A 23899-nucleotide genomic window follows, 5' to 3' on the forward strand; every position below is an offset into this window, starting at 1 on the left:
CCCGGCAAGCGCGCGAGGAGGGGACACCTCGCGGTCAGGCAGGCATCGCGGGGGTCATAAGCTACGGGAGCGAACACGTGGCCTTGTCAGGCTCCTTGCCCTGACCACCTTCGCGGGGCCGCCAACCGGCCCCCGGAGATGGCCGGGACCTGGCCTGACGCGAGGCCGGTACGACCGGAGCCCACCGGGTGGCCGGACGCCCGCGGCGCCGACACATCCCATGGAGGTCATCGATGCAGCGTGTCCTGCTCGGCGGCAAGATCCACCGGGCCACCGTGACCCAGGCGGATCTGCACTACGTGGGGTCGATCACCATCGACCGCACCCTCATGGAGGCCGCCGACATCGTCGAGAACGAGCAGGTCCACGTGGTGGACATCGACAACGGCGCGCGGCTGACGACCTACGTGATCGAGGGCCCGGCCGGGTCGGGGGTCATCGGCATCAACGGGGCCGCGGCGCGGCTCGTATCCCCCGGCGACAAGGTCATCATCATGTCGTTCAAGCAGGTCGACGAGGACGAGGTGAAGACGCACGTACCCCGCGTCGTCCACGTCGACGAGCACAACCGGATCATCGAGATCGGCGACGACGCGGCGGCCCCCGTCCCCGGGGCGGCCGACCAGCGCAGCGGCCGCACGGTCGAGGGCGGGGCCTGACGGCCCCGCGGGCGACGTCACCCCGGCCGCCGTTCGCGCCCGCGCCCGGCGGGCGCCGCGTCCTCGGGCCGCAGGCCGTGGTGACGTCGGAGGTCCGGGCCGGAAAGGCACGGACGGTTTCCAAAGCCCACGTACCGTGCCCGCCTCCACGTCATGCTCCGCCGTACCCCAACCCACCGTCGCCCGGCGGTCGGCCGCCGGCAAGCGGCTCAGGCCGGGGTGCCGAGGGCGGCGCGAAGCGCCTCGCGGGAGAGCCGGTCCGCGTGCCGGGTGGTCTCGGGCAGGCGGTAGGCCGGGGCGAGCCGCAGCGTGAGGTCGGTGGCCGCGGCGAGGGAGACGCGGTGGCCGACCGAGACGTACACCGGCTTGACCCCGGTCTGGGTGCGCAGCGCCCGCCCGACGACCTCGCCCGCGTCCCGCACCGGCGACCAGGCGCCGCGCTGCGGCGCGGGATCGGCGTGGTCGCCGACGAGCGACTGCTTGGCCACGCCGATCGACGGCAGGTCGGTGAGCACCCCCAGGTGGCAGGCGAGCCCGAACCGGCGCGGGTGGGCGACGCCCTGGCCGTCGCAGACGAGCAGGTCGGGGGTGACGGTGAGGCGCTCGAGCGCGGTGACCAGGGTGGGCAGCTCGCGGAACGCGAACAGCCCCGGGACGTAGGGGAACGCCGCCCGCCCCACCGTGGTGACGCTCTCCACCACCTCGAGGGTGGCCGCGTCGAGCACCACCACCGCGGCGGCGAGCCGCTCGTCGTCCTTGGCGTACGCGACGTCGAGCCCGGCCACGAGGCGGGGCCGGGGCGGCGGCGCGTCGTCCGGCTCGACCCGCACCCGCGGCCGGAGCCGGTCCTGGATCGCCTCGGCCTCGGCCCGGTCCACCGGCCACCGGTGCGGCACCGCCACCCGCATCGCGTCGCCACCCTTCGCTCAGCGCCCGTCGGTACGGCTCCGCCCGGCGGCCCCCGCCCGCCGAGGGGCCGGGCCGCCGGGACGGGTCGTTCCGGATCATCTCACGTGGGTCTCACGCGAGCAGGGTCTCGCCGATCCACCCGCCTTCCCGGCAGCCGGGCGGGATGGCGAACACGGCCGAGCCGATCGGCGTGGTCCAGTCGTTGAGCAGGTCGGCCTCGGCGAGGCGGCGCTGGATCGGGAGGAACTGCCGGTCGATGTCCGCCTGGTAGGAGGCGAACAGCAGGCCGCTGTCGGCCACGCCGTCCTCCGACAGCCCGTCGTCGTAGTTGTACGCCCGCCGGAAGATGCGCAGTGCCGGGTCGGCCACGTGCGCCCGGCGGATGTGCGCGTACTCGCCGATCACCGGCAGCCCGGCCGGGGTCGTCTTCTCGAAGTCGGGCTCGTCGTGCTCGGCGTTGCCGGTGAGCGGGGCGCCGTCGGAGAGCCGCCGCCCGATGGTGAACTCCCGGGCCACCGGGTCGACCTTGTCCCAGGTCTCCAGCTCCATGCGGATGCGGCGCAGCACGAGCGTGGTGCCGCCGCGGAACCACTCGGGGCCGTCGGAGACCCACACGGCGCGGTCGAACTCCGGCGTGCCGGGCTTGGGGTTCACCGTGCCGTCGAGCTGGCCCATGAGGTTGCGCTGGGTGAGCGTGGCCGCCTGCACGTGCGGCGGGCGGCGGAACCCGCGCTGGATCCAGCGCACCGTGCCGAACGACCGGGCGTCCTTCACCGTCATGCGCAGCGCGTGGGCGAGGGTCACCGCGTCGTCGGAGCAGATCTGGATGAGCAGGTCGCCGCCGCTCCACCGCTTCTCGAGCCGGTCGATGGGGAACTTCGGCAGCTCCTTGACCGAGGCGGGGCGCTGCTTCTCCAGGCCGGCCTTCTCGAACATCCCCGGCCCGAACCCGAAGGTGATGGTGAGCCGGGCCGGGAACTCGGCGAGGTGCGGCTCGGTGTCGGCGAGCGCGCCGGTGCCCGAGGTGAGCCGCCGCGCGTCGTCGGTGAGCAGCCGCATCATGCGGCCCATCGCCTCGCGGTCCACCCCGGGCTTCAGGTCGAACGCGACGAACGCCGCGTACGTCTGCGGCAGCGTCGCCACCCCGGCCTGGTGCTCGCCGTGGAACGGCTCGACCGTCTTGCCGGTGGGCACGTCCGGCTGGGCGTCCGGCTGCCGGGTGGCCGCGGCGGACGTGGTCTGGGCCGCCCTGCCGGGGGAGCACGCGGCGAGCGCGCCCACCGCCGCGGTGACCGCGCCGCCGGTGAGCAGGTTCCTGCGCGTCAGTCGTTGCTCATGCATGGCCACCTCAGTGCTTGTCCGCTTCCGTCTCGTCCCCGTGGCCCTTGTCGCCGTCCGACCTGTCGCCGTGGGACTCGTCGCCGTGGTACTTCTCGTCGCCGCCGGCGAAGTCCTTCGCCACCGCGGTGAACTCGACCGTCGAGCCGTCGGACAGGGTGAGCGTGAAGGCCACCTCGTCGCCGGGCCGTACCTGGCCGGTGAGGTCCATGAGCATGAGGTGGTCGCCGCCGGGCTGCAGCGTGTGGCTGCCCCGGGCCGGGATGACGAAGCCGCCCTCCTTCTGCTGCATCGCCATCTCGCCGTCCTTCTCCACGACCTCGTGCAGCTCCACCCGGGCCGCGGCGGGCGAGCTCGCCGACACCACGGTGAGCTGCGTGTCGGTGTTGTTGACGAGGGTCGCGAAGGCCGAGGTCATGCCCTTGTCCGCGGCCTTCACCCAGGGGTCGGTCACGGTCAGCGCGGCCGCGGGGCTCGCGGCCGGGGTCTGCGCCGGGGACGAGCCGGCCGCCGCCGGGCTCGCGGACGCCGACGTCGAGCCGTCCGTGCCGGAGGAGCCGCACGCGGCGAGGCCGAAGGGAAGCAGGAGCGCGAGCGCGCCGGAAACCACGGTGCGACGAGAGAACATGTGTGCCGCCTTCATCTGACTGTCGAAAGGTCTTGGGGGACGAACGCTGTGCCCGCCGCGCTCATCCGGCGCGGCGGTGCGGGCGAACGGCCGCCTCGCGCGTGACCGTCAGGCTCCGCGGCCCCGGCGTCGCGCAGGCGCGCGACGCTCGCGGGTGGCGGAGGGGCGGATGGGCGTGCCGGACCGGCCGGGCCGTACCGGGACGGGCGTCGCGGGCGCGCCGGCCTGGCGTGTCACGGGTCCGTCCGGACGCCGGCAGCGGTCGGGCTCGGCCACGCCGGTTCCTGCGGGTTGCCGGGCGTGCGGAACAGGGCGCGCCGAAGGACCGCCGTCAGGGCGGGCATCCGCGGGCAGAAGGGGTCACCGGTGCCCGTTGGAACGGTTCCGGGCGGCGTCGGCGCGCCGCCGTACCGGCACCCGTGGGCGTACGGCGCGGTGTGCACCCGGGCCGCCTGGCGTGGCGGATCCGGTCACGCGGCGGAGGCGGCGGGCAGGAACGGCGGGCCGCGCCAGCTGATCACATGGCGCGGCGGCGCCTGGTGACGCGGCCGCTCCCGGTCCACCCGTACCGGCACCGGGGACGCGAAGTTCGGCACCGAGGGCCCGGTCAGCAGCCGGATCAGCCGTACGGCGAGCCCGCGCAGCAGCCGCCACAACGCGGCCTCGCCGCGCGCGAGCCAGACCGCGGTGAGCCCGGCCGCCCACGCGTGGGCGATCAGCATCCCCAGGGTCGGGGTGCACTCGTCGTGCAGGTTCGCGACCAGGGCCCCGTCCGCCGCCGCGGCGGGCCACGACGAGAACAACAGGTGCAGCACGACCTGCACCGCGCCGAGCAGCGGCATGATCGTGCGGAGGGTGCGCTCCCGGCCGGACAGCGGCATCGCGGCCGCGTACCCCACCGCCAGGCCGACGCCCACGCCCCGCCAGGTGATCGTCCCGCCGGCGAACAGGTGCGCACCCAGCGCCAGCCCGAGACACACCACCGCGAACGCGGTGGCCCGAGCGAGACGGAACGTCAGGGCGGCGGGAAACATCGCATCGCCATCATGACACGCGCCCCCGCCGGTCCCCCGCCCGGCCGGGAAACTCGGACCACCCCGCGTCACCCGGCGTCCGTCGCGGCCGTGCCGTACCGCTGATCTTCCACGTTGCGCATTGCGACACGCGGTCGCCGCCGGGTCGCCTAGCCCGGCGATCGGCCGACCGGGCCGTATCCTCGCAGGTGAGCGAGTTGATCACAGAGTGGCCGCGGCGGTTTGCGGCTTACATTCTTTTCACAGGAAGACTGGGTAATATCGGCGCGCATGAGCTGGAAACGCAAGGTAAACGAGGCTCTGGTGGAGTTCACCGGGTACCAGATCACCCGGTACCGGCCGGAGCAGAGCCGTCCACGCCCGGCCGCCGCTCGGGCGACTCCAGCTCCCACGGCGCCGCCGGAGCAGGTGCGGCCGCCCGCCGACCCGGAGCACGACCGGCTGGTCAAGTCGCCGATCTTCATCATGTCGCCGGTGCGCTCCGGCTCGACGCTGCTGCGCGCGATGCTCAACGCGCACTCGATGCTGCACGCCCCGCACGAGCTGCACATCCGCCGGCTGACGGTGCAGTTCGGCACGAACCTCGCCGAGAAGGCGATGGCGGCACTCGGCCACAACCAGGCCGATCTCGAGCATCTGCTGTGGGACCGGGTGCTCCACCGCGAGCTGGCGCGGAGCGGCAAGAAGTACATCGTCGAGAAGACGCCCGCGAACGCGTTCGCGTACCAGCGGATCGCCACCTGCTGGCCGGACGCGAAGTACATCTTCCTGCTGCGCCACCCGGCCTCCATCGCCCAGTCCTGGTACGAGGCGAGCCCGGACAAGCGCACCCCTGAGGAGGCCGCCGAGGACGCCCTGCGCTACATGCGCGCGGTGAACAGGGCGCGCAAGGCGCTGCAGGGGCTCACCGTCCGGTACGAGGACCTCACCGCCGACCCGGAGGCCGAGGCGAAGCGGATCTGCGAGTTCCTCGGCGTGCCGTACGAGCCGGGCATGCTCGAGTACGGCATGCCGGACGTGATCGTCAAGGGTCTCGGCGACTGGAAGGAGAAGATCCGCGCGGGCAAGGTGCTGCCCGGCCGGGAGCTGCCCAAGCCCGACGAGATCCCCGAGCTGCTCCGGCCCATGTGCGTGGCCTGGGGCTACCTGCCGAAGGAGAAGGGCGGGTCCGCCGGGCAGAGCGCCGAGACCGGCACGGACACGAGCACGGAGAAGCCCGACCAGGAGACGCCCGCCTAGCCATGTGTCCCGGCCCCGGTTCCGGCCGCGGCAGGGGAACGCGTCCGCGGGCCGTATCCCGCTCCCGACGCCGGTCCGGCCTCGGTCTGAGCACCGCCCCGGCGGGCAGGTGGACGAGGCGGGAATCCGCCTGAGCGAAGGTGATCGACGGTGAGAATCCGGTACCTCCTCCTCCACGCCTACGGGATGGGCGGCACCATCCGCACGGTGTTCAACCAGGCGAGCGCGATGGCGGCGGCCGGTCACGACGTGGAGATCGTCAGCGTGGTGCGGCGCCGTACCAAGCCGCAGTTCCCCCTCGACCCCAGGGTGCGGATCAGCACGCTGGTGGACCAGCGTGACGGGTACGGCCCGGACAGCCTGTTCCGCCGGATCCGCCGCAAGCTGCGCGGCCGGGTGGTGCCCAGCGACGAGTTCGCCGCCCGTTACTTCACCGAACGGGTGGAACGCGCCACCATCGACGCGGTCGCGAGCCTCGACGGCGGCATCCTCGTCACCACCCGCCCGGCGCTGAACATCATCGGCGCCCGGTTCGCCCCGCGCCACGTGGTGCACGTGGCGCAGGAGCACATGAACCTCGCCACGCACAAGCCGGACACCAGGCAGCAGATCATCAAGTACTACCCGCGCTGCGACGCGGTCGTCGTGCTCACCAACACCGACCGCGAGGAGTACCGCAAGGTGCTCCCCGGCACCCGGATCGAGCGCATCCCCAACGCCACGCCGCTCGCCGGCCGCAAGCCCTGCGACCCGGACAGCAAGATCGTCATCGCCGCCGGGCGGCTGTACAAGCAGAAGGGCTTCGACCTGCTCATCCCCGCCTTCGCCCAGGTCGTCGCGGCCCACCCCGACTGGCGGCTGCGCATCTTCGGCACCGGCCCGCGGCAGCAGCGGCTCCAGGAGCAGATCGACGAGCTCGGCCTCACCGAGCACGTGAAGCTCATGGGCCGCAGCGACACCTTCGACGAGGAGCTGGCCAAGTCCTCGATGTTCGTGCTCAGCTCCCGCTTCGAGGGCCTCCCCATGGTCATGATCGAAGCGATGGCCCACGCCCTGCCCGTGGTCAGCTTCGACTGCCCCACCGGCCCCGCCGACGTGATCACCCACGAGAAGGACGGCCTGCTCGTCCCGCCCCGCGACATCGACGCCCTCGCCCAGGCCATGATCCGCGCCATCGAGGACCCCGACCTGCGCAAACGCCTCGGCGCCGCCGCCCGCGAAACGGTCCGGGCCTACACCCCCGAGGTCGTCATGCCCCAGTGGGAGTCCCTCTTCGCCGACCTCCTCGCCACCAAGGGCGCCACCGCCCCGGTGCGCTGACCGTCACGCGCGGCCCGGCCGGTCCTCAGGCCGGGCTTTAGTTCGCTTTTCTGGACATAATCTGTATTTCCGGCCAGAACAAAAATATCCGGCGCGCCCACTTTTTACGGCACATCCATAATCAGCCCGTACGGCGCATCCGAAACCACGGTTCGAATCTTTACCAAATATCCATCGAGCATCACCAAAAACAAGTAGTAAAGTTTGCGGCATCGGGCGGTGATCCCGCCCAAACATCCGTTTTGCCTGCAAACGACGCAGGAGACGTGGTGGCACCACAGCCCACGCCATTGGCGTCCCGCGACTGGCCCGCGGGCACCTTCATGTCCAAATTGCCGGTTGCCGACCGGAAGGCGCTGCTGGACCTCGGTATCCCTCGATGGCACTCGGCCGGCGAGATGCTCTTCCGCCAAGGGGACAAAGGCGACAGTGTTCTCGTTCTGCTCGATGCGGTGGTGACGGTGAAAGCGGGCGTGGAAAACGGCGTTGAGACGCTCATCGCCATCCGGGTCAGCGGCGACCTGGTCGGCGAGATGGCGGTGATCGACGACACCACGAGGTTCGCCACGATCACCACCTGCCGCCGCTCGCTCATCAGCCACATCCCCGGCCCGGCCTTCCTCGACTGCCTGCAGCGCAGACCCTCGGTGGCGATCACCGTCAACCGGATGCTCAGCGAGCGGCTGCGACAGGCCGGCCGCCGTCGGCTCGACTTCACCGGCTACGGAGTGGAGGTACGGCTCTGCCGTGCCCTGCTCGAGCTGGCGGACCGCCACGGGCGTATGGATCCGAGGAGGGGTGCCGTCGACGTCGGCGTGCGGCTGTCCCACGCGGAATACGGCGCGTTGATCGGTGCCACCAAGGAATCGGTGCAGCGGGCGCTCAGCCGGCTCGCGGCGAAAGGGCTGGTCGAGACGGGTCGTCGTCGCGTACTGATCACCGACAAGGCAAGGCTCGCGAAGTTCGCGGACATCGTCACCTAGCCGCAAACGAGGTCAGCAAGTTCGCCCTTTCGACGACTTTTGTCGTCGTTCGTGTCGCCCACCTCGTGGCACGGTGCGTGTCAGCCACGTCGCATGACTTATCCGGAGGCTTACGGATGAGCGACTCCCGCATGCGCAAGATCCATCCGATGCTCTCGCTCGATATCGAGAACTACACCGGCCGGAACGAGGCGGAGCAGTTCCAGGCGCAGAAAAGCCTCACCGGCCTGGTGGAGACCGCCATGCGCGAGGCGGGCGTCGACCTGAACGACTGCTGGCCGCAGTTCTCGGGGGACGGCCTGTTCGCCGTACTGCCCGCCGACACGCAGATGGACCGCTTCGCGGAGACGTTCATCGAGGAGCTCAACGTCCTCCTCGGCACCCACAACCGCCGCAGGCGACCCCGCCCGTGGACCCCGATCCGCCTGCGCATGTCCCTGCACGAAGGCCCGGTACGGACCGACGCCGCCACCGGCATCGCGGGCGATCCCGCGGTGGCCGTCAACCGGCTGATCGACGCCGAGGCGCTGCGGGTCGCGCTGGCCGCCTGCCAGGGTGCGGACCTGGCGGTCATCGTCTCGGATCGCATCTACACCGACCACCTCAGCGCCGGGTACGGCTCACTCGACCTCGCCGCCTTCCGCCCGGTCCACGTCGCGGTGAAGCGGAACCGGTACCGCGCCTACCTGTACGTGCCGAACTGCGATCTCTTCAAGATCCCCGAGCTGGACCGTTTCAGCCTGCCCCCTGACTCACCGCCGGGCACGGACCCCGACCCGCCCTCCGGTGGGATTCCCGGTCCGTCCCCCTCCCCGCCTTCGCCGCCGGCGCCGAACCACGTGCAACCCCGCACCCAGTCCGCCCACAACATTCGGAATTCCGTGGTGAACCAGACCGACTCGGGTGACATCAACATCCGCGACATCAACCTGGGCGGCCGCAGATGACCGAACCGGCACCCATTCCCGAGACCGCCACCGCCGCCGAGCACGCCCCTGTCTCGCCTGCCGACACTCCCCAGGCCACCGGCACCACTCCGGATTCGGATTCCGTCGCCGCGAACGCTGACGGCACGCCGAATGCGGATTCCGGCACCGCGGCCGACCGGAACACGGAGGCACAGGACCAAGGGGACGATGAGGAGGCCGACAAGCCTCTCGGCCAGCGGCTCGCGCGCGAAGCCGTGGAGAGCCGGATGCGCGAGGAGAGCCTGCGGACGTACGTCCACACCTCCCATCACGTCGAAGGCGGCGTTCTCCTGAGGACACGCACCGGCAACATCACCATCCGCGACATCAACATAGGGCTGGAACGCTCCGGAACGATCAAACCTGATCTGGTCGGCGCGAGGCTTGCATCGGAGATCAAAAACACCTTCGTTCCGACCCCCTCATACGAAAAGCTGGTACGGCAGCTCCGCGACGACGAGGTCGTCGTGCTGAAGGGGCCCGCAAACAGCGGGAGGTTCTGGACCGCACTCGCCGCCCTGGCCATGTGGGTGGCCGAGAAACCCGAACTCCGGAGTCACGGATGGCTCGACGGCGTTGAGGACCCACGCCGGATCGAGGCGGCATGGCTCGACAAGCACACGGGCTACGTGATCGACGCCACCGACGAGGAGTGGGTCCGGCGTGGCCGGGACGCGGCGATACGCCACCTCCGGGGTATCGCGGAAACCTTGCAGGGTCGTTTCGTCATTCTGACCGGCCCGGACGGTTTACCCGGCTGCCCCGAGATCGCGCACGAGCCCTCTGATCCCCGCGAGGTGTTCGAGAGCCGCCTCATATGGCACCTGCAGCAGCGGGGTCATGAATGCACCCAGTCCACCCTCCAGGCGCTCGCGGACATCGCGAGCGAGCACCGGCTGCCTCGGGAGAGCGACGACCTGGCGATGCAGGCGGCCGATTTCCTCGCCGGGGGTGGGCGCGCCGAGGACTTCTCCTCCGGTCTCCCGGACGCGTTGCGCAAGCTGGCGAAGGAGCTGCTCCAGGAGGACTCCACACTGCACCGGCGTTGCTTCCTCATCAGCCTCGCGGTGCTGAACGAACTCCCGCTGGTCACGGTGTCACGCGCCGCCACTCTCCTGCTCGAAAGGCTGGCGCCGCCCAACTCGGTACCCGAGGCGGCGGCCTCCCCGTCATGGGAGTGGCTTCCCGAGTGGCTGGAGTCGGCCCAGGCCGAACGCCTCGTCCGGGAGAGCGTCACCAGGGTCCGCTTCCGCCGCCCCAGGCTCGCGGGCGCGATCCTCGAGGTGGCCTGGCAGGACGGAGAGAGCATCCGCGAGGCGATCCTCGACTGGCTGAAGCTGCTCGCCCAGCGAAAGGACCGGCAGGACTGGGAGGTCCGTCTCAAGGTCGCCCACGCGATCGGGCGCATCGCGGCCTTCGACTTCAAACTGATCGAGGCCGAGTTCCTGAACCAATGGGTCGGTACGAGGCGGCAGAACGACTCGTGGCTCGCCGCCTGGACGCTGGAGGCGGCGTACGCGGCGGACCCGTCCCAGCAGGTGCTGGACTGCCTTGCCCGGTGGGTGCGCACTGCGACCGCGCGACGCACCGCGGCGCGCGCTTACGGCTCACTCATCGGCCGGGAACGGATCGCCGAGGCGCTCTGGGCCTTCCGAACCATGGTGCGCCAGTCCACGCGCTGGAATCGTTACCTGCACGACTCCGTCGGGCGAGCGCTCACCGAGGTGTACCACCTCACCACCGCCTCCGCGATCCTCAAGGAGCTCGCCCGCTGGAGCGAAGACGATCACCCCGGTCTTCGCCGCACCGCCGCCCTCGCCCTCACCCGGCTCGCCATGAGGAAGGGTGCGACACCGGACCGGCTGCAACTCGACGATCTGGAGACCGAGTCGTGGCCGTTCACCGAGCGACGGCTCGCCAAAGCCTGGATCAACGCGTTGAGCTACGGCCTGAGCTCGGCCGCGCAGGAACACGGAGTCGCACCGCCGGTGTCCGAGACCTGGGAAGCGCTCGCATCCTGGCTGGCCGACTGGGATGACTCATCGGACCGCTACCGATCCGTCGTCGAGCGCGTGTTCACCACGAGCCCCGCCGTACTGCACGGGCCGCTCCGGCTGCATCTGTGCCACTGGTACCACAACCGCATCGCGAGCGCCGACCTGTGCCGACACCTTCACCAGCTCATGGAGGGCGGTTCCGGCTGATGAGTATCCTCCAGCGACTTCGACGGTTGTTCCGACGCCACTCGGCTCTTCCCGCATGCGCCGGCGAGGGACCGGACATCCCGATCATGTTCGTCCAGCGGTTCCTCCAGCCGCCGCCCCAGCCGTGCGATCACCCGCCCGGCGAGGGCCTGCACGTGTGGGACGAGCCGCTGGTGATCAACACGCCCGCTCGCGGCGACGCGTACGACTTCGTCGTGACGGTGTGGTGCACCTGGTGCGCCCAGCCGAAGACGTTCGACCCCAAGCCGGATCTCGCCGCAGAGATCAACGCGAGGCGGCGAGGGGTGGAACGGGACATTCGCAACGTCATCCGCGCTACCGCCCGGCAGTTCCTCGCCAACCTCCCGCACGAGGCTGAGGAGGCGGTCAACAAGGAGCTGGCGGCGGCGTTCTTCCGGCCGATCCACGACTGTGAGAACGCGACGGTGAAGCTCACCGTGCAGGCGTGGGTGGGGCTCAGCGAGGAGCTTCGCGAACAGCGGCGCGAGTTCTACCGCAAGGTAATGAACCGGCGCGATGAGCTGGAGGACACCCACATCCGGGTGGGAACCCTCCGGCAGCAGCGCGACCTGTGGCTCGGCTTCCTCGAGGAGTGCGAGGAGAACTGGCGCAGCCGCCACGCCGTGAAGATCCCCGACGGCGAGGCGGCGAAGGTCATCGAGGACATGGAGCGCCGGCGCGAGGAGGCCGTCGACCAGTTCCTCAAGACGCTCGACAAGGTCATCGCCAGCCAGCAGCAGGTCAACGTGTTCGACCTGGCCAAGAACAGCGAGAGCGCGCTCCGGGTCGCTCTCCGGCAGCTCGGTGTGCACGTTCCCGAACCCTCGACTCGGCTTCCGTGGGAAGACGCATGAACGCTCCTCCACTGCGCTCGGCCGCCGCTCTGGCCGGCCTCCTCCTCGTGTCCGCGTGTTCGCTCTTCAACGACCCGACGACCGTCACCGCCGAGCCGGTGCCGGGTGCCGCCTGCGCCGCGATCGAGCGCATGGCCCGGGACAAGACCCCGACGGCGCAGGAGGTCGTCGTGGTGATCGACCGCAGCCCCTCCATGCGCGACGCGGAGACCGGCCAGAGCCCCGACTGGTACGCGGCGATCTTCGGCGGCAGGGGTGTGCCGCAGCAGGACGGCTCGATCAGCTTCGGCTCTGAGGCGGCGCTGATCCCGTCGATCGGCACGCCGGCCGTGATCAGGATCGGCACGATCGACGGCGGGGAGAGCATCACCTGGCAGGGTGCGCCTATCTACCTGCCGCGGATGACCGGTGGTGACCGTAACCGGCAGATCTTCGCCGGGAACACGAGCGCCTGCCTGCGGGAACGCATCGGCCAGGCGGTCCGAGAGCCCGCCGCGGAACGGGGCAGCAACGTCATGGCCGCGTTCCAGGTGGGCACTCAGGAGACGAGCCGGGCACGGCGCACCCTGGTCATCGCCACCGACGGACTCGCCACGACCGGCTGCGCCGACCTGCGCCAGACCGCGATGCGGGACATCGGCCACGCCAAGCGCATCGTCCGGGCCTGCGCCCGGCAGCGGGCCGTACCCGAGCTGAAGGGCTGGGAGGTGCTGCTGCCGTGGGTGGGCGTGGTCGGACCGGGGCACCCGGAGCCCGAGGAGCCACACCGGCAGTGGCTGCGCACCCTGTGGACGGAGATGTGCGCTGAGGTCACCGGCGCCAAGGACGGCTGCCAGGTCAGGTCGACCGACCGGCCGCAACTCGCCGAGGGCGCCGCGGCGGCGAAGGGGGCCGCGGACGAACCCGTCCGGTTCCGGCCCATCGCGACGCCGCCGAATCCGGTCCGTACCGAGACGCTCCCCAGTGACCTGCTCTTCGACGTCGACTCGGACCGAATCTCCGCGAAGGGGCGCAAGGCGCTGGAGGCGTTCGCGGAAAAGGTCATCCCGAAGGCGCCGGAATGGGTCGAGGTGGCCGGGCACACCGACGATCAGGGCGACGAGGCGTACAACAAGGACCTTTCGCTCCGGCGCGCCGAGGCGGTGCGCCGCGTGCTGGAGGACGCCGGGCTCGGCGGCATCCGTGTCGTCGGGAAGGGCGAGACGTCACCCAAGTGCCCGGGGACGAGCGCCGCGGCGCGGCAGTGCAACCGCCGGGTGGAGATCAAGTACAAGGTGCGTGGTTGACATGACCGGCAAGGAATTCAACCGAGACGACGATGCGCCGGAGGGCCGGTTCCCGCAGGACGACGACGGCGCGCTGGACGGCCGGCTCGTGCCGCCCGGCGCGAACACCGGTGCGCCGAACGGCGTCGCGCCGGTGCACCTGTGTCACCACGGGTGCGACTGCTGGCAGCGCAACTTCGACGCCTACCTGCACCGCACCCCGGCCCGGCGGCCGGAGCAGCTCGACAACCTGGAGGCGCACGCCCTGCTGTACGCCAAGAACCAGGGGTCGCAGCTCGTGCAGCGGCACGCCGACCGGCTGAACGCGCAGCGGGAGCGGCTGATCGGCGCGTACCACGCGGCGGAGGCGTCCCTCACCGAGCTGCGCGCGCTCGTGCACGCCGAGGAACTCGGCGCGGCCGTGCGGGAGCTCCGGCGGGTGACGGAGGCGCGGATCGAGAGCGGGGCGAAACCGCCGCCGCTCTGGCTGCGGGCGCTCGCCTGGCCCACGGTCATCGCGGTCGGCCTCTTCGACACCTGGTACTTCAAGGGGGTCTTCCAGCAGTTCGTCGGGAACACCGACATCAGCGCCCTGGAGGAGGTCCTCACCCTGCTGCCCGGGTTCGCGCTCACCGTCGGGCTGCTCATCTCCGGCACGATCCTCGGCGGCCCGGTGTACCGCGCCCGCCGGACCCACCACGAGCGGCAGCTGCGCCGCACCGGCCTGGCCCGCGGGCTCGCCGGGCTCGCGTACTGGGTGTTCCGTCTCACCCTGCCCGCCATGCTCGTCATCTGTGCCCTGGTCTGGGCGGTGCAGCGCACCCGGGAGGCGAACGCCTCGCTCGGGCAGGCCGGCGACGTGCCGTACCTCGAGCTGCCCACGGACTTCGTGGCGATCCTCATCCTCACGCTCACCCTCTGCGCGCTGGCGTTGAAGATCGTCGCCTACGACCCGTTCGTGAGCGAGGAGTACCGCGCCCGCAGGCGGCTGCGGCGGGCGAACCGGGCGACCACGCGCCTGCTGCGCAAGGCGGGAAAGCTGGTGAAGCGGCACGACGTCGCCTGGAGCGACCTGAAGGCGCTGCGCGAGGAGATGATCGCCCGGATCGTCGAGCGGTACGCCGCGGCGTACCAGTTCGTGCTCTACTCCCGCGGCTTCCACGACAAGGCGGGCGGCGTGCCTCCGGCCTTCGCCACCGCGGGGCGCACCGACTCGCTTCGTGACCGGCTCCGCCCCGAGCTGCACGGCGTGACCGGTCCCGAGCCGGAGTTCGGCGCGCTGCAGGAGGTGGACGACGCGCTCCGGCGGTTCGAGCCGGAGCCGCTGGCGGAGGAGCTGCGGCGGCTGCGCGAGGCGTGGGTCGCGCAGCGCGGCGACGGCGCCCCGGTCACGGCGGCCACGGTGCCCGCACGGTTGGCGGACCAGGTCCCATGACGGATCCGACGGAGCAGGCCGCCGCCTACGCACGCCACCTGCTCGGCGAGATCAGGGCCGAGGTGAGCCGGGCCGACACCAAGGCGTCGATCATGCTCGGGGCGACGGCGGTGGCGGTGGGGGCGGCGCTCGGCGGGCTGTTCGCGGGGGACTGGCGGCCGCACTACCTCGGCGACGGGCAGTGGCTGTGGTGGTGCGGCGCGGCCCTGACGTGCACGGCGATCGTGATGTTCCTCGCGGCCGTGTATCCGCGGCTGGGGCACGGGCGGGCCGGGGAGCTGATCCGGTTCTACGGCGACGCGGTACGGCAGAGCTCGCCGTACGCCCTGGTCGCCGCGCTGGAGCGGTCCTCGCGGACCGAGCTGGAGGCGCTGGCGCAGCAGATCGCGGTGCTGAGCAGGCTGGTGCGGACGAAGTACCGGCTCATCCAGGCGGGGGTGTGGACGCTGGCGGTGGCGACCGCGGCGCTGGTGGCCTCGCCGTTCCTCGCGTGATCGCAACCGACTTGACCTTCGATCTAACATGAGTCAAGATCGGTTTGCAAAAGCGTGACGGCGGTGGTGCCATACCGCGGCCGTGCGAGCACCGGGGTGCGGCGAGCGCGGTCGCCGCACCCCGGACCCTGCCGTGAGAGCGCTCTCAGCCTAGCCCGATTGCTACGCACGGGTAACACGAATCGTTATTTCCACAAACCTTGACTGTGAGAAAAGTGACACCGACGCTGTGCTGAGAGCGCTCTCTCCTTGATCGGTCCCATCGCACCCTTGGAGGGTCCATGGGTAGCTCGCACGCACGGCGCCCGGTACCCGCCTCCGGCCGGCGCCGCCTGCGCCCCCTCTTCCGTGCCCGCCTGCTCGCGACCGCGGCCGGGGTCGCGCTGCTCGGCGGCACCGTGGCGATCACGCCCGCCGCCGCGGCCACGACGCCGCCGGGGCCGGGTCCGGTCACGGCCGGGCCGGGGCCCGTCGGCGGCCCTCACCCGCCGCAGGGTCCGCCGGTCGGCCCGCACCCGCCGCAGGGCCCGGTCGCCTGCACGCAGATCCCGAAGAACCTGCCGAAGCTGCGGGACTGGCCGAAGGTGAACAGCCGGTTCCGCAAGGACCCGGCGGACGAGAAGCGCATCGACGAGCTCCTCAAGAAGATGACGCTTGAGGAGAAGGTCGGGCAGATGACCCAGCCGGAGATCTCCGCCATCACCCCCGAGGAGGTGAAGCAGTACCACATCGGGTCGGTGCTCAACGGCGGAGGCTCCTGGCCGAACCGGAACAAGCACGCCTCGCCGCAGGAGTGGCTCGCCCTCGCCGACGCGTACTGGGAGGCGTCGAAGAGCACCCGGCTGAAGATCCCGATCATCTGGGGCACCGACGCGGTGCACGGCCACAACAACGTGTTCGGCGCGACGCTGTTCCCGCACAACATCGGCCTCGGCGCCGCGCAGGACCCCTGCCTGGTACGCAAGATCGCCCAGGCGACCGCGCTGCAGGTGCGGGTCACCGGCCTGGACTGGACGTTCGCCCCGACCGTCGCCGTGCCCCGCGACGACCGGTGGGGCCGCACGTACGAGGGCTACTCCGAGGACCCGCGGATCACCCGCGCGTACGCGACCGAGGCCGTGCTCGGCCTGCAGGGCACCGGCAACCGCCGCATCGACAAGGCCGGCGTGATCGCCACCGCCAAGCACTTCATCGGCGACGGCGGCACCGACAAGGGCGTCGACCAGGGCGTGAACATGTCCTCCGAGGCCGAGATGATCAACATCCACGGCCAGGGCTACTACGGCGCGATCGCCGCCGGCGCCCAGACCGTGATGGCCTCGTTCAACAGCTGGACCAACGAGGAGCTCGGGATCACCGAGGGCAAGATCCACGGCAGTGAGAAGGTCCTCACCCGGATCCTCAAGCAGAAGATCGGGTTCGACGGGTTCGTCGTCTCCGACTGGAACGGCATCGGCCAGGTGCCGGGCTGCACGAACGCGAGCTGCCCGCAGGCGATCAAGGCCGGCATCGACATGGTGATGGTGCCGAACGACTGGAAGGCGTTCATCACCAACACCGTCGCCCAGGTGCGGTCCGGCGAGATCCCGATGTCCCGGATCGACGACGCGGTGCGCCGCATCCTGCGCGTCAAGCTGCGCGCCGGCCTGTTCGAGGCGCCCAAGCCGTCCGCCCGGTACGCCGCGGGCAAGGTCGACCTGCTCAAGGCCCGCGAGCTCGCCCGCGAGGCGGTACGGCGGTCGCAGGTGCTGCTGAAGAACAACAAGGGCGTGCTGCCGCTGTCGCCGCGGTCGAAGGTGCTCGTGGTCGGCAAGAGCGCCCACAGCATGCAGAACCAGACCGGCGGATGGTCGCTCACCTGGCAGGGCACCGGCAACACCAACGAGGACTTCCCGGTCGGCCAGACCATCCTCGACGGCCTGCGCGAGGCGCTCGGCCCGCAGAACGTCACCTTCAACGAGACCGCCGACAACGTCGACGTCCGCGCCTACGACGCGGTGATCGCGGTGATCGGCGAGACGCCGTACGCCGAGGGCGTCGGCGACCTGTCCCGGCGCACCCTGGAGGCGGCGCGGCTCTACCCGGGCGACCTCGCCGTGCTCGACAAGGTGAGCGGCAAGGGCACCCCGGTGATCACGGTGTACGTGACCGGCCGCCCGCTCTACGTCAACAAGGAGCTCAACCGCTCGGACGCGTTCGTGGTCGCGTGGCTGCCCGGCACCGAGGGCGGCGGCGTCGCCGACCTGCTGGTCCGCGGCCGCAACAGCGGCCCCGGCTACACCGGCAAGCTGCCGTACTCCTGGCCGAAGGGCCCCTGCCAGACCCCGCTCAACGTGGGCGACAAGGGTTACGACCCGCTCTTCCCGGTCGGGTACGGCCTGCGGTACGGCCAGCCGAGCAAGATCGGCAAGCTCGACGAGCCCACCTCCGAGCTGCCGTGCGGCGCCACGGACGGCGGCGGCACCGCCACCGAGCCCCTGGAGATCTTCAACCGCACCGACGTCGACCCGTACCGCGGCTACATCGGCTCGGCGGAGAACTGGAGCGGCACCGAGATCGGCCCGGACCTCACCGCGTCGCACAGCGAGATCAGCGTCGAGCCGTCCGACGTGAACGTGCAACAGGACGCGCTGCGCGCCACCTGGAACGGCACCGGGCCCGCGCAGATCTACATGCAGGACCCGGCCGGCGGCAGCGACCTGCGCGGCTACCTGAATGCGAACGGCGCGCTGGTGTTCGACACGATCGTGCACCAGCCGCCCGCCGCCCGCACGGTGATCAGCGTGCACTGCGTCTGGCCGTGCGGCGCCGAGGTGGTGGCGACGAACCTGTTCCAGAACCTGCCGGTGGGCGAGAAGGCCACGGTGAAGATCCCGATCGCCTGCTTCGCCTCGCTCGGCCTCGACCTGGAGAACGTCAACACGCCGTTCCTCGTCTACACCGAGGGCGCCTTCTCCGCCTCCTTCGCCAACGTCCGCTGGGTCCCGCAGGCGGCGAACGACCCCGACGCCCGCTCCTGCGAGAGCCTGACCTGACCCGCGGACCCCGTCACGGACACGGCCCCCGGATCCGCCGGATTCGGGGGCCGTTCCCCTGCCGGGACGTTCGCCGGACGTCCCCGCTCGGATCGGATGATGACCGAATCCGACCGATTCGGAGCGGTCGAGGTCTCAGGGGGTGGCGAGCCCGGGGTCCGCGGTGGCCATCCCGGCCGCCCGGGCGGGGGCGGACGCGCCGGAGGGGCCGGTGGCGGGTACGGCGGCGATCGCCTCGACGATGCGCTGCTCGGTGATGGCGAGGCCGGACAGCTCGCCGACCACGGCGCCGTCGCGCAGCACGACGACGCGGTCGCAGTTGTCCGCGAGCTCGCGCGGGTCGTTCGAGATGAGCAGTACGGCGAGCCCGTCGACGGCGAGGTCGTCGATGAGGGAGCGCAGGTCGGCCTTGGCGGCGACGTCGACGCCGCGGGTGGGCTCGTCGAGCAGCAGCACCCGCGGGCGCATGGCGAGCCAGCGGGCGAGCAGCACCTTCTGCTGGTTGCCGCCGGACAGCTCGGCCACCCGCTGCCGGGGCGAGGTGGCCTTGATGTGCAGCCGGTCCATCAGGTCGGCGACCAGTTTGTCCACCCGCGCGTCGGAGACGATCCCGGCGCGGGACAGCCGGGACAGCGCGGCGAGCGCGATGTTGTCCCGCACCGACAGGGTCGGCACGATGCCCTCGGTGCGGCGGTCCTTGGGCACCAGGCTGATGCCCGCGCGGATCGCGGCGCGGATCGACCACTTGCGTTTCGGCGCGCCCGCCACGGTGACCTGGCCCGCGTCGACCGGCAGCGCGCCCGCGATCGCCCGGGCGGTCGCGCTGCGCCCGGCGCCGAGCAGGCCGCCGAGGCCGAGCACCTCGCCGGGGCGCAGCGCGAGCGACACCCCGGAGAGCACGCGCCGCCGGGTGAGCCCGGTGGCGGTGAGCACCGGCTCGTCGCCGGGCTCGTCCGCGGGCTGCTCGCCGGCCGGGTCGGCCGCGGCCGGGCCGGTCGTCGCGGGCCGGTACGGCCGGCCGAGCATGAGCGAGACGAGCCGCACCTGGTCGATCGCGGCGAGCGGCCCGGTGCGCACCACCCGGCCGTCGCGCAGCACGGTGACCCGGTCGCCCACCCGGTACAGCTCGTCGAGCCGGTGGCTGACGTAGACGATCGCCCGGCCCTCCGCGCGCAGCCGGTCGACCACGGCGAACAGCGTGTCGAGCTCGGCCGGTTCCAGCGCGGCGCCGGGCTCGTCGAGCACGATCACGCGGGCCCCGGTGGACACCGCGCGGGCGATCGCGACGAGCTGCCGCGTGCCGGGGCCGAGCGAGCCGAGCGGGCGGCGCACGTCGACGTGCAGGCCGTACCCGGCGAGGGTCTCGGCGGCGAGGTCGTGCATCCGGGAGAAGTCGATGAGGCCGAACCGGCGGGGCTCGCGGCCGAGGAACAGGTTGCGCGCCACGCTCATCATCGGGACGAGGTTGCCCTCCTGGTGCACCGCGCCGATCCCGGCGCGCAGCGCGTCGAGCGGGGTGGCGAAGCGTACCGGGCGGCCGTCGACCCGCAGCTCGCCCCGGTCGGGGCGGCACACCCCGGACAGCACCTTGACCAGCGTGGACTTGCCGGCCCCGTTGCCGCCGACGATCGTGTGCACCTCGCCGGCCCGCACGGCGAGGGAGACGTGGTCGAGCGCCCGGACCTCCCCGAAGGACTTCAGGACGCCCACGGCTTCGAGCAGGTTGGCGGCCACAGGCTCCCTCCTCACCCCGAGGAGACGTTCCCTTGTGATCGATCGTGTGCCCACCCGGTAACAGGAACGTAATAAAACGGAACTGTTACGGTTACGAGCGATCAGACTCGATCAGAGTCGAGCGACGTGCAGCCGCACGCCCCGGGCGGCGAGCTCGTCGAGCACCTCGGCGGGCGCGTTCTCGTCGGTGACGAGGTGGTCGATGCGCTCGGCGGGCACGGTCTGCACCATCGTGTCCACGCCGATCTTGGTGTGGTCGGCGAGCACGACGACCTCCTCGGCCGCCGCGGCCAGCGCCCGGTCCACGCTCGCGACCTGCATGTTCGGGGTGGACAGGCCGCGCTCGGCGGTGAGCCCGTTGCCGGACAGGAAGGCCCGCCGTACCCGGAGCCCGGCGAGCGAGGCCTCGGCGGCGCTGCCGACCAGGGCGAGGATCGAGCCGCGCAGCGTGCCACCGGTGAGCACCACCTCGATGCGCGGGTACGCGGCGAGCGCCTGGGCCACCGGGAGCGAGTTGGTGACCACGGCGAGCTCGGAGAACCGGCCGAGGCGGGCGGCGAACGCCTGGGTGGTGGTGCCCGGGCCGACCACGATCGCGTCACCGTCCTCCACCAGGGAGGCGGCGAGGTCCGCGATGGCGAGCTTCTCGGCCGAGGCGACCTGGGCCTTCTGCGCGTGGGTGGGCTCGCGGGTGAGGTCGCCGGGCAGGGTGGCCCCGCCGTGGTGCCGGTTGAGCAGGCCCTCGGCGGCGAGCGCCTTCAGGTCGCGGCGGACCGTGACCTCGGAGGAGCGCACGGCCTGCGCCAGCTCCCGCAGCGACAGCGCCCCGTTGGCGCGCAGCAGCTCGAGGATGCGCTGCCTGCGCTCGGCCGCGAACACGGGGCGGCGTGCCTCGCCCGGGACCTGCGGGTCGCTCACCATGCCTACTCCGGCGTCACCCTCGGGCCGGCCACCGGCCTCACCTGACGTCTCCGGCCGGCCCGTGCCGACGTCCCCGCCGCCCCCGGCGGGGACCTGACCACTACCGATCATAGTCGGTCGGCCACAGCCGGGAGCACCCCGCGAAGGTTGAACGAATGTGAACGTTTTCGATCGAAAGTGTTGACTCTTTCGATCACGCGGTGCTTTCTTTAGGGCACGGGCTCCCGAGAGAGGACGTCGTGCGATGAGCACCACTCGTGGAAGGACAACCCTCAAGCACCCCCTCCTGCTCCTGCTCGCGGCCCTCTGCACGCTCGCGGCGCAGTTCGCCGCGCCGGCGCCGGCGGCCGCGGAGGCCGCGGACGGCCGCCCCGGACTGCGCGGCGACTACTACACGAGCACGGGGCCGGGCCGGTTCGACTTCGGCGAGCTGAAGGCGACCGTCGTCGACCCGAACATCGAGTTCGCCGACCTCGAACCGGTCTTCACCCTGCTGACCGGCCAGAACGACAACGTGACCGTCCGGTGGACCGGGCGCATCACGCCCGAGCACTCCGAGACGTACACGTTCTCGGCGATCGGCGACAACGGCTACCGGCTGTGGATCGACGGCCGGCTCGTCATCGACCACTGGGTGGACGACTGGGACGTCGAGGTGGTCGGCACCCCGATCGCGCTCGAGGCCGGCCGGGCGTACGACTTCAAGCTCGAGTTCTTCGAGCACTGGGGCGGCTCGCACATGCGGCTGCGCTGGGAGAGCCCGAGCACGCCCAAGCAGATCGTGCCCGCGTCCGCGTTCACCCTCCCCGAGGGCTTCGAGCCGCCGGGCCCGGTGACCGCCCGCGTCGTCGAGTCCGGTGACACGGCCGTGCTCACCTTCGACAGGCCGCTCGCCCGCGTGCCGAAGCAGGCCGCGTCCCACTTCGGCCTCACCATCGGCGGTACGGCATGGCCGGTGAAGTCGGCCACCCTCGACCCGCGGGACCGCCGGGTGCTGCGCCTCGGCCTGCAGTACCCGATCCCCGCCAAGGCCGGCAACAACCTGCGCACCTCCTACGACGGCCAGGGCGGCGTCACGTACGCCGACGGCGGCGAGTTCCCGGCGTACGTGCACGTGCTCGTCGAGAACGGCTCGGCGTACACGCTGAGCACCAGGTGGGCGAAGAAGGTGAACCCGAACCGGCCGCTGCCGGAGTACCCGCGCCCGCAGCTCACCCGCAAGGACTGGAGCAACCTCAACGGCGTCTGGGAGTTCGCCCCCGCCCGGGAGGGTGAGGCCCCGCCGTTCGGCCGCACCCTGCCCGAGCGCATCACCGTGCCGTTCCCGGTCGAGTCGACGCTCTCCGGCATCGGCCGGCACGAGGACCGCATGTGGTACCGCCGCACCTTCACGGTGCCGGGCGCCTGGCAGAAGGGCCGCGTGCTGCTGCACCTCGACGCGGTCGACTACGAGGCGGTCGTCTACGTGAACGGCAGGCAGGTCGGCTCGCACAAGGGCGGCTACGACCGGTTCACCGTGGACGTCACCGACGCGCTCCGGCCGCACGGGCGGCAGGAGCTGATCGTCCACGTGTCCGACCCGAGCGACCGCGACCGGCAGGCGCTCGGCAAGCAGCACCCCAACCCGCACAGCATCTGGTACACCACCGCCTCCGGCATCTGGCAGACCGTGTGGCTCGAGCCCGTGCCCGCGGCGTACATCAGCGGCCTGCGCACCACCCCGGACGTGCCGGGCAAGGCGCTGAAGGCGACCGTGACCGCCGAGGGCGAGGCCGCCGCCGTCACGCTCACCGCCCGCGCGAACGGCCGCGTCGTCGGCACCGTGACCGGCGCCCCGGGCACCGAGCTCACGTTGCCGGTGAAGGACCCGATCCTGTGGACGCCGGAGCGGCCGTTCCTCTACGACCTCGAGGTCACGCTCAAGGACGGCCGCGGCCGCACCCTCGACAAGGCCGGCAGCTACTTCGGGATGCGCTCGATCGCGATCGGCAAGGTCGACGGGATGAACCGCATCCTGCTCAACGGCGAGCCGGTGTTCCACTTCGGCCCGCTCGACCAGGGCTTCTGGCCGGACGGCATCTACACCGCGCCCACCGACGAGGCGCTGCGCTTCGACCTGGAGCAGACCAAGAACCTCGGCTTCAACGCGGTGCGCAAGCACGTGAAGGTGGAGTCCGACCGCTGGTTCTACCACGCCGACCGGCTCGGCCTGCTGGTCTGGCAGGACATGCCGTCCCGGTTCGCCGCCCGCTCCGCCGAGGACAACGCCCAGTTCGAGGCCGAGCTGAAGCGGATCATGGACCAGCACCACAACAGCCCGGCCGTGGTGATGTGGGTGCCGTTCAACGAGGGCTGGGGCCAGTACGACCAGGCCCGCATCGCCGACCAGGTGAAGGCGTGGGACCCGTCCCGCCTGGTGAACAACATGAGCGGCATCAACTGCTGCGGCGCCGTCGACGGCGGCAACGGCGACGTCGCCGACTACCACATCTACGTCGGCCCCGGCGACCCGCCCGCCCCGACCGGAAACCGCGCCACCGTCCTCGGCGAGTACGGCGGGCTCGGCCTGCTCGTGGTCGGCCACAGCTGGTCCGGCGGCGGCTGGGGCTACCAGGGTGAGCCCGACGCGAACGCGCTCACCGAGCACTACCTGCAGCTCAACGAGCAGCTCAAGCGGCTGCGCTCGTGCAAGGGCCTGTCCGCCGCGATCTACACGCAGATCACCGACGTCGAGATCGAGGTCAACGGCCTGCTCACCTACGACCGCGCGATCCTCAAGCCGGACGCCGGCAAGGTCCGCGCGGCCAACCGCGCCGTGATCGACGGCCCGCCGGTCGCGTGCTGACCACCCGGAAAGG

General features: G+C 71.5%; 18 protein-coding genes. 12 read left to right on the forward strand and 6 right to left on the reverse strand.

Annotated elements, in window-relative coordinates; all coding sequences use genetic code 11:
- Positions 1–233 precede the first annotated feature (233 nt).
- Positions 234–659: an aspartate 1-decarboxylase gene (gene panD, locus FHX40_RS21915; RefSeq protein WP_142261362.1), complete on the forward strand. Its 426-nt coding sequence runs from the start codon at positions 234–236 to the stop codon at positions 657–659.
- A 209-nt stretch (positions 660–868) separates the two neighbouring features.
- Here panD and nfi read toward each other — a convergent pair whose 3' ends face one another.
- From nfi to FHX40_RS21935, 4 genes are all read right to left on the reverse strand, one after another.
- On the reverse strand, positions 869–1567 hold the full coding sequence (gene nfi, locus FHX40_RS21920) for a deoxyribonuclease V (protein ID WP_142261363.1): 699 nt from the start codon (positions 1565–1567) through the stop codon (positions 869–871).
- Between the two features lie 112 nt (positions 1568–1679).
- Complete coding sequence (locus FHX40_RS21925) at positions 1680–2909, reverse strand: Dyp-type peroxidase (RefSeq protein WP_142261364.1); 1230 nt, start codon at positions 2907–2909, stop codon at positions 1680–1682.
- A 7-nt stretch (positions 2910–2916) separates the two neighbouring features.
- A complete protein-coding gene (locus tag FHX40_RS21930; RefSeq protein ID WP_142261365.1) occupies positions 2917–3534 on the reverse strand; it encodes a copper chaperone PCu(A)C in 618 nt (205 codons plus the stop codon).
- Between the two features lie 470 nt (positions 3535–4004).
- Positions 4005–4568, reverse strand: a complete 564-nt coding sequence (locus FHX40_RS21935) for an MFS transporter (RefSeq protein ID WP_142261366.1) — start codon at positions 4566–4568, stop codon at positions 4005–4007.
- Between the two features lie 270 nt (positions 4569–4838).
- Between FHX40_RS21935 and FHX40_RS21940 the strand changes: the two genes are divergently transcribed.
- The 10 genes from FHX40_RS21940 (at position 4839) to FHX40_RS21985 (ending at position 18386) form a co-directional block, all read left to right on the forward strand.
- Positions 4839–5807 carry a sulfotransferase family protein gene (locus tag FHX40_RS21940; RefSeq protein ID WP_142261367.1) on the forward strand — a complete coding sequence of 323 codons (969 nt, stop codon included), beginning with the start codon at positions 4839–4841 and terminating at the stop codon, positions 5805–5807.
- A gap of 150 nt (positions 5808–5957) precedes the next feature.
- The gene (locus tag FHX40_RS21945; RefSeq protein ID WP_142261368.1) at positions 5958–7127 is read left to right on the forward strand and encodes a glycosyltransferase family 4 protein; all 1170 of its coding nucleotides are present in this window, start codon (positions 5958–5960) and stop codon (positions 7125–7127) included.
- A gap of 269 nt (positions 7128–7396) precedes the next feature.
- Complete coding sequence (locus FHX40_RS21950; protein WP_142261369.1) at positions 7397–8110, forward strand: Crp/Fnr family transcriptional regulator; 714 nt, start codon at positions 7397–7399, stop codon at positions 8108–8110.
- Between the two features lie 116 nt (positions 8111–8226).
- On the forward strand, positions 8227–9057 hold the full coding sequence (locus FHX40_RS21955; RefSeq protein ID WP_142261370.1) for a hypothetical protein: 831 nt from the start codon (positions 8227–8229) through the stop codon (positions 9055–9057).
- Positions 9054–11282, forward strand: coding sequence for a hypothetical protein (locus FHX40_RS21960; RefSeq protein ID WP_142261371.1), 2229 nt, complete (start codon positions 9054–9056; stop codon positions 11280–11282). The genes FHX40_RS21955 and FHX40_RS21960 overlap by 4 nt, the downstream gene beginning before the upstream one ends.
- Positions 11283–11368: 86 nt before the next feature.
- Positions 11369–12157: a hypothetical protein gene (locus FHX40_RS21965; RefSeq protein ID WP_142261372.1), complete on the forward strand. Its 789-nt coding sequence runs from the start codon at positions 11369–11371 to the stop codon at positions 12155–12157.
- Positions 12154–13443 (forward strand): OmpA family protein, encoded by a 1290-nt coding sequence (locus tag FHX40_RS26130; RefSeq protein WP_142261373.1) that lies wholly within the window; start codon positions 12154–12156, stop codon positions 13441–13443. Before FHX40_RS21965 ends, FHX40_RS26130 begins: the two co-directional genes overlap by 4 nt.
- Position 13444: 1 nt before the next feature.
- Positions 13445–14857, forward strand: a complete 1413-nt coding sequence (locus tag FHX40_RS21975; protein WP_142261374.1) for a hypothetical protein — start codon at positions 13445–13447, stop codon at positions 14855–14857.
- Positions 14854–15351 carry a Pycsar system effector family protein gene (locus tag FHX40_RS21980; protein ID WP_142261375.1) on the forward strand — a complete coding sequence of 166 codons (498 nt, stop codon included), beginning with the start codon at positions 14854–14856 and terminating at the stop codon, positions 15349–15351. The genes FHX40_RS21975 and FHX40_RS21980 overlap by 4 nt, the downstream gene beginning before the upstream one ends.
- Before the next feature lie 281 nt (positions 15352–15632).
- The gene (locus FHX40_RS21985; RefSeq protein ID WP_142261376.1) at positions 15633–18386 is read left to right on the forward strand and encodes a glycoside hydrolase family 3 protein; all 2754 of its coding nucleotides are present in this window, start codon (positions 15633–15635) and stop codon (positions 18384–18386) included.
- A 135-nt stretch (positions 18387–18521) separates the two neighbouring features.
- Here FHX40_RS21985 and FHX40_RS21990 read toward each other — a convergent pair whose 3' ends face one another.
- Positions 18522–20120 (reverse strand): sugar ABC transporter ATP-binding protein, encoded by a 1599-nt coding sequence (locus FHX40_RS21990; RefSeq protein WP_142261377.1) that lies wholly within the window; start codon positions 20118–20120, stop codon positions 18522–18524.
- A gap of 111 nt (positions 20121–20231) precedes the next feature.
- A complete protein-coding gene (locus FHX40_RS21995; protein WP_142261378.1) occupies positions 20232–21041 on the reverse strand; it encodes a DeoR/GlpR family DNA-binding transcription regulator in 810 nt (269 codons plus the stop codon).
- A 244-nt stretch (positions 21042–21285) separates the two neighbouring features.
- On the opposite strand from FHX40_RS21995, the gene FHX40_RS22000 reads away from it, so the two are divergent.
- A complete protein-coding gene (locus FHX40_RS22000) occupies positions 21286–23886 on the forward strand; it encodes a PA14 domain-containing protein (RefSeq protein WP_142261379.1) in 2601 nt (866 codons plus the stop codon).
- Positions 23887–23899: the final 13 nt, after the last annotated feature.

It is taken from the genome of Thermopolyspora flexuosa, assembly GCF_006716785.1.
GTDB lineage: Bacteria > Actinomycetota > Actinomycetes > Streptosporangiales > Streptosporangiaceae > Thermopolyspora > Thermopolyspora flexuosa.

Excerpts from the sequence above, each read along its gene's own strand:
- panD (WP_142261362.1), top strand. The coding sequence starts at position 234 with ATGCAGCGTGTCCTGCTCGGCGGCAAGATCCACCGGGCCACCGTGACC.
- nfi (WP_142261363.1), bottom strand. The coding sequence starts at position 1,567 with ATGCGGGTGGCGGTGCCGCACCGGTGGCCGGTGGACCGGGCCGAGGCC.
- FHX40_RS21925 (WP_142261364.1), bottom strand. The coding sequence starts at position 2,909 with ATGCATGAGCAACGACTGACGCGCAGGAACCTGCTCACCGGCGGCGCG.
- FHX40_RS21930 (WP_142261365.1), bottom strand. The coding sequence starts at position 3,534 with ATGTTCTCTCGTCGCACCGTGGTTTCCGGCGCGCTCGCGCTCCTGCTT.
- FHX40_RS21935 (WP_142261366.1), bottom strand. The coding sequence starts at position 4,568 with ATGTTTCCCGCCGCCCTGACGTTCCGTCTCGCTCGGGCCACCGCGTTC.
- FHX40_RS21940 (WP_142261367.1), top strand. The coding sequence starts at position 4,839 with ATGAGCTGGAAACGCAAGGTAAACGAGGCTCTGGTGGAGTTCACCGGG.
- FHX40_RS21955 (WP_142261370.1), top strand. The coding sequence starts at position 8,227 with ATGAGCGACTCCCGCATGCGCAAGATCCATCCGATGCTCTCGCTCGAT.
- FHX40_RS21960 (WP_142261371.1), top strand. The coding sequence starts at position 9,054 with ATGACCGAACCGGCACCCATTCCCGAGACCGCCACCGCCGCCGAGCAC.
- FHX40_RS21965 (WP_142261372.1), top strand. The coding sequence starts at position 11,369 with ATGTTCGTCCAGCGGTTCCTCCAGCCGCCGCCCCAGCCGTGCGATCAC.
- FHX40_RS26130 (WP_142261373.1), top strand. The coding sequence starts at position 12,154 with ATGAACGCTCCTCCACTGCGCTCGGCCGCCGCTCTGGCCGGCCTCCTC.
- FHX40_RS21975 (WP_142261374.1), top strand. The coding sequence starts at position 13,445 with ATGACCGGCAAGGAATTCAACCGAGACGACGATGCGCCGGAGGGCCGG.
- FHX40_RS21980 (WP_142261375.1), top strand. The coding sequence starts at position 14,854 with ATGACGGATCCGACGGAGCAGGCCGCCGCCTACGCACGCCACCTGCTC.
- FHX40_RS21985 (WP_142261376.1), top strand. The coding sequence starts at position 15,633 with ATGGGTAGCTCGCACGCACGGCGCCCGGTACCCGCCTCCGGCCGGCGC.
- FHX40_RS21995 (WP_142261378.1), bottom strand. The coding sequence starts at position 21,041 with ATGGTGAGCGACCCGCAGGTCCCGGGCGAGGCACGCCGCCCCGTGTTC.
- FHX40_RS22000 (WP_142261379.1), top strand. The coding sequence starts at position 21,286 with ATGAGCACCACTCGTGGAAGGACAACCCTCAAGCACCCCCTCCTGCTC.